Here is a 5,888-nt window from a genome sequence, read left to right as displayed (position 1 = left end):
GATATAAAAAAAATAGGTATTACACAATTAGTTGAACATCCATCTTTAGACCAAACTAAAAGTGGATTCTTAAAAGCTTTAGAAGATAACGGTTATAAAGATGGAGAAAATATAGAAATTGATTATCAAAATGCTCAAAATGATAATCCAACTTCTCAAACAATTGCTAATAACTTTGTAAATGATAAAAAAGATTTAATTTATGCTATATCTACTCCATCTGCTCAAGCTGCTTATAATGCGACTAAGGATATACCTATTTTATTCACTGCTGTAACAGATCCTGTTGAAGCTGGTCTTGTTGAATCTCTTGATAACAATGATAAAAATAGCAATATAACAGGTACATCAGATTTTATTTCTGTTGATAAAATTGTATCTTTAATCGATAAATTAGTTCCAAGTAGTAAAAAAATAGCTGTACTTTACTCTACTAGTGAAATAAATTCAAAAGTACAAGTAGATTCATTAAAAAAAATAGCTAAAGAAAAAGATTTAGAAATAATAGAAAAAGGTATAAGTTCATCTTCTGAAATAAATCAAGCTATATCATCAATTGCTACTAAAGCAGATGTTCTTTATGTTCCAACAGACAATCTTATTGTATCTTCTATGCCTATAATAGCTAAAATTGCAAATGAAAACAAACTTCCTATTATAGCTTCTGATGAAGGTTCTGTAAAATCTGGTGCTCTTGCATGTGGTGGCGTTGATTATTATAAATTAGGATATAAAACTGGAGAAATGGCTGTAAAAGTGCTTAAAGATGAAGCTAAAATATCTGATTTAAAAATTGAAACTATGGATAAACCGGTTATAACTATGAATGAAAATGTTATGAAGAACCTACAAATAGAAAAACCTTCTGATATAAATGTAACTCTAGTTAAAACTGAGAATTAAAATTTTTCTAAATATTGTAATTTTTTAGAAAAGTATATTGACATTTTATCTTAAATCTTTTATTATAATTATAAGATTTAAATAATAAAAAATAATTAACTAAAGAAAGGAAGAAACTATCATGAAAAACAAATTTTATTACTATTATTATAACCTATATATTTAGAGGCTGTATCTAATTATATTGCAGATGCAGACCTCGATTCAAAAAAATCCAGGGTTGTGTCTGTGCAGGTTATAATATATTGTTTTTTATGAAGTTTAAATGCATATATATTGCCGCATAGATAAGAGCTATGTGGCTTTTTATTTTGTCTAAAATATACTATTTATTCCCCTGGTAAAAATTAATTTTAAAACTTCAAAATAAATTATATACTCGGAGGAAAATAAAATGAAATTAAATAAAAAAATCTTATCTTTAATATTATCTTTAACATTAGGAGTTACTGTTCTTACTGGTTGTTCAAACAATAGTTCTTCATCAAAAAATGAAACAAAAAAAATAGGGATTACTCAGTTAGTAGAACATCCAGCTTTGGATCAAACTAAAAAAGGGTTTATAGAAGGTCTTGAAGAAAATGGATTTAAAGAAGGAGAAAATATAGAAATCGATTTTCAAAATGCTCAAAATGATAACCCAACTTCTCAAACAATAGCTAGTAACTTTGCGAATGATAAAAAAGATTTAATATTTGCAATATCTACTCCATCTGCACAAGCTGCTTTAAATGCTACTAAAGATATTCCTATAGTTTTTACTGCTGTAACAGATCCTGTTGAAGCTGGTCTTGTAAAAAGCAATGAATCATCTGAAAATAATGTAACAGGTACATCTGATGCAATACCAGTTGAAAAATCTTTGGAATTAATAAAGAAATTTGTTCCTAATGTTAAAACTATTGGTGTAGTATGTAATACAAGTGAAATAAATTCAAAATTACAAATAGATAGACTAAAAAAAGTTGCTAAAAAAGAAGGTATAAATGTAGTTGATAAAGGTGTTACTCAGGCAAATGAAGTTAATCAAGCAGTTGCTAGTATTGTAAAAGAATCTGATGTAATATTTACTCCTACAGATAATCTTGTTGCATCTTCAATGCCTATAATAACAAAAATTGCTACTGAAAATAAAATTCCTGTTATTGGTTCTGAAAAAGGTCATGTTGAAAATGGTGCTTTAGCTTGCAATGGTATTAGCTACAAAGAACTAGGTAAAAAAGCAGGAGAAATGGCTGCTAAAATTTTAAAAGGAGAATCTAAACCTTCTGAATTACCTGTAGTAACTCTTGATGATACTGAAACAATTATAAATAAAAATGTTATGGATGAATTAGGTATAAAAAATCCTGTTTTATAAAATAAAACTTCCTAATAACTGTTCTACCTAACTTATCTTTAATAATTTATTTTATAAGTATGATTTTAAAATTTAGCCTATAAATTTATTGTATAAATAAAAAATTGTATAAAAAAAGAAACGAGATTATATATCCCGTTTCTTTTTTTTATTTTGTTCCAGTAGATCCAAATCCACCTTCTCCTCTTTCAGAATCTGTAAGCTCATCTACTTCTAATACATTAACTTCATATATAGGTTTTACTACCATTTGTGCTATTTTCATATGTTTTTCTACTACAAAAGTTTCTTTTCCATGATTTATAAGAATAACACCTATTTCTCCTCTATATCCTTCATCTATAGTTCCTGGTGTGTTTAGTACAGTTATAGAATGTTTTAAAGCAAGTCCACTTCTAGGTCTTACTTGTGCCTCTGTCATATGTGGTAATTGTATTGCTATACCTGTTTTTATAAGTCTAGTTTCTCCTACTGGTATTTCAACTTCTGATATAGAGTAAAGGTCCATACCTGCATCACCTTTATGAGCTATCTTTGGTATTATAGCATCTTTATTTAATTTTTTTATTTTAAGTTCGAACATATATTCCCTCCATTATTGATAATTTTCTACATTTATTATATACTAATTAAGTATAATTTTGTACATAACTTTTGAGAAATTCAATAAAAAGGTGGAGATTAAATGAAACTAATACTGGCAGAAAAGCCGTCAGTAGCAAAAACTATAGCATCTTTTTTAGGTGCTAAAACCAGAAATCAAGGCTATTTTGAGGGAAATGGATATATAGTTACATATGCAGTTGGTCATCTTGTTTCTCTTTATGATATGAAAGATTATGATAAAGAAAGATATTCTGGATCTTGGAAAATGAATAATTTCCCTTTTATTCCTCCAGATAAATTTAAATTCAAGGTTGATAAAAGCAAAAAAGATCAATTTAATGTTATAAAATCCCTTTTAAAAAGAGATGATATAGAATATATAATAAATGCAACGGATAATGATAGAGAGGGAGAACTTATAGCTTTTTTAATATTCTTTTTAGCTAAACCTAAAATTCCAATAAAAAGAATTCTTGTAAATGAATGGACTCCTGAAGATATTACTAGAGGTATGAAAAATTTAAAAGATAATAATGAAATGTTAAATCTTCAGGCAGCAGGATATACTAGGCTTATAACTGATTGGCTTATTGGGATTAACTTCACTTCTGTTGCAACATTAAAATATGGAAATGGAAAAATGCTTAATATAGGAAGAGTAATTCTTCCAACTGTAAAACTAATCTATGATAGAGATATGGAAATAAAAAATTTCATTCCAAAAACATATTATGAAATAGAAAGTAACTTTAAATGCAAAGATGGTGAATATAAAGGAAAATTATTAGTAAAAGGAAAAGAAACTAAAATAGATACTTTAGAAGAATGTAAAAAAATAATGTCTGAAATAGTATCGGATAAAGCAATTGTGAAAGATAAAAAAGTTACAAATACAAAGGAATATGCTCCAAAACTTTTCAGTCTTACATCTTTACAAGGATATATAACTTCTAAATATTCCAGATTTACATCTGATAAAGTTTTGAGTGTTTGCCAATCTTTATACGAAGGTAAAGGTAAAGGTGGATTTATTACTTATCCTAGAACTGATTCAATATATTTAGAAGAAAGTTTATCATCTAAAGCTGAACAGACTTTAAATAAACTAAAATCATCTCTTCCTTATAAAGATATGATTAAATTTACTAAAACAAAAAGAGTTTTTGACTCTTCAAAAGTCGATAGCCATAGTGCTATAATGCCTACTTATATAATTCCTACAGGACTTAATGAAGATGAACAAATTGTTTATAATGCTATAAAAGATAGATTCGTTGCAAACTTTATGCCTCCTGCTGAATTTGAAAACACAGATATAAAAACCATAATAGATAATAAAACTTTTCAAACTAAAGGTAAAGTCTTAAAGAAAAAAGGATATTTAGAGGTATATAATAAACAAGAAAAAAATGATTTACTTCCTCTTGTTGAAAAAGGCGAAATAGTTGATTTGCTTGACAAAAAGCATCTTGAAAAACAAACTACACCTCCTAAATCATATACAGAGGATACTCTTCTTAAAGCAATGAAAAATTGTGGTAAAAATGTATCTGATGATGATACTACGGTACTTTCTGGATATTCAATAGGAACATCTGCTACAAGAGCTGATGTATTAAAGAAAATCAAAGATGTTGGATATGTAAAAAAGAAAGGTAAATCATATTATATAACTGATTTAGGAATAAATCTTGTTGAGATTTTCCCTGTAAAAGAGCTTTTAGATATTGATTTTACAGGTAAACTTGAAAAGAGTTTGAGTGATATTCAAAAAGGAGAATTTACAAGAAAAGAATATCTAAACAATATTTGTTCATTTATAGTTAAAAGTGTTAATACCATGAAAATGGATTCTAAAAAAAATATTAATACCGAAAATTATGTCTACAGTACTAAATACAAAAAATATATAAAAGCATCATCAGTAAAAATTTCTGAATCAAAATCCGATTCTACTAAAAAATCTAAAACTTCTAGTTCAAAAGTTTCTTCTAATAAAGATGCCTCTAAACAAAGTTTAGGAAAATGTCCAATTTGTGGTGGAGATGTGTTCGAATATGAAAAGGGATTTTTCTGTCAAAATTATAAAAACTGTAAGTATGGAGTTTGGAATGAAGATCAATGTTTTAAAAGGCTTAAAAAGAAACCAAATAAAACTATGATGAAATCTTTATTAAAAAAAGGTGAGGCAAAAGTCAAATCATTTACAGATAGTAATGGAAATAAATTCGATGCTATTGTTAAATATCAAAAGAATCCAACCAATGGTACTTTTGGTTGGATAATAAATAGAATTGATAATAAATAATATAGCTTGATAAAAAAATTTAAATTTATTAGTATTCTTTCTTCAGTAATATTTAAAATATTATATTAAATTTTAATACTTTGATGCATTTTAATGTACATAAATAAAAAGATGTCCTAAAATATTAGGCATCTTTTTATTTTTATCATTCTCCATATTTTTAAATTCATATCAAAATGTAGCTAGTCTTTTTACAGTGTTATACAATATTTTATATCTTGGCTCTATAGTTTCTTTTATAGCACAAATTTTATCTGCCATACAAACTAACCATGCTTCTTTTGTTTTTGGTGGTATCGGTGTAAGTGGAAACATATGCTTCTTAATTATATCTTTTTCTATTTCTGAAATATCAAAATCTATAATAGCATTTTTCAAAGCTTTCATAGGGTGAAAAAATCCATGCCATTTATGACTATCATCTTTTTCATGCCAATCATATAAAAAATAATCGTGAAGTAATGCTCCTCTAATAAGTGCATTTTCATCTACATCTATGTTGAATTTTTCAGCAAGTTCTAAACTTTTTTTAGCAACTAATATACTATGTTCGTATACGGATATATCACCATGCTGAATAAATTTTTTTGTTTCTTTAAATCTTCCATTCTCTTCCAAAATTTTTATCCTATCATTTACTCTTTCCATAAGCATTTCCCCCCTTTATATGTTTATATTAACATTTTTTCCTTAATTCTTTCAAAATTTTTA

General features: G+C 26.6%; 5 protein-coding genes. 3 read left to right on the top strand and 2 right to left on the bottom strand.

The window, feature by feature from the left end:
• Both Q1J78_RS01235 and Q1J78_RS01230 read left to right on the top strand, forming a co-directional pair.
• The coding region (locus tag Q1J78_RS01235) for an ABC transporter substrate-binding protein (protein ID WP_300280177.1) at positions 1 to 903 on the top strand (903 nt) is incomplete at its 5' end.
• A gap of 394 nt (positions 904 to 1,297) precedes the next feature.
• Entirely contained in the window at positions 1,298 to 2,263 is a 966-nt protein-coding gene (locus tag Q1J78_RS01230; RefSeq protein ID WP_300280174.1) for an ABC transporter substrate-binding protein, read from the top strand.
• Positions 2,264 to 2,411: 148 nt separating this feature from the next.
• On the opposite strand, the gene dut is transcribed toward Q1J78_RS01230, so the two are convergent.
• Positions 2,412 to 2,846 carry a dUTP diphosphatase gene (dut, locus tag Q1J78_RS01225; RefSeq protein ID WP_300280171.1) on the bottom strand — a complete coding sequence of 145 codons (435 nt, stop codon included), beginning with the start codon at positions 2,844 to 2,846 and terminating at the stop codon, positions 2,412 to 2,414.
• Between the two features lie 102 nt (positions 2,847 to 2,948).
• Between dut and Q1J78_RS01220 the strand changes: the two genes are divergently transcribed.
• Positions 2,949 to 5,177, top strand: coding sequence for a type IA DNA topoisomerase (locus Q1J78_RS01220; RefSeq protein WP_300280168.1), 2,229 nt, complete (start codon positions 2,949 to 2,951; stop codon positions 5,175 to 5,177).
• A 171-nt stretch (positions 5,178 to 5,348) separates the two neighbouring features.
• On the opposite strand, the gene Q1J78_RS01215 is transcribed toward Q1J78_RS01220, so the two are convergent.
• Complete coding sequence (locus Q1J78_RS01215) at positions 5,349 to 5,825, bottom strand: HD domain-containing protein (RefSeq protein WP_330683182.1); 477 nt, start codon at positions 5,823 to 5,825, stop codon at positions 5,349 to 5,351.
• Positions 5,826 to 5,888: the final 63 nt, after the last annotated feature.

Source organism: Peptacetobacter sp. (assembly GCF_029264495.1).
Taxonomy (GTDB): domain Bacteria; phylum Bacillota; class Clostridia; order Peptostreptococcales; family Peptostreptococcaceae; genus Peptacetobacter.
Note: the sequence above shows the minus strand (reverse complement) of the source record. Positions and strands in the feature narration are given on the sequence as shown.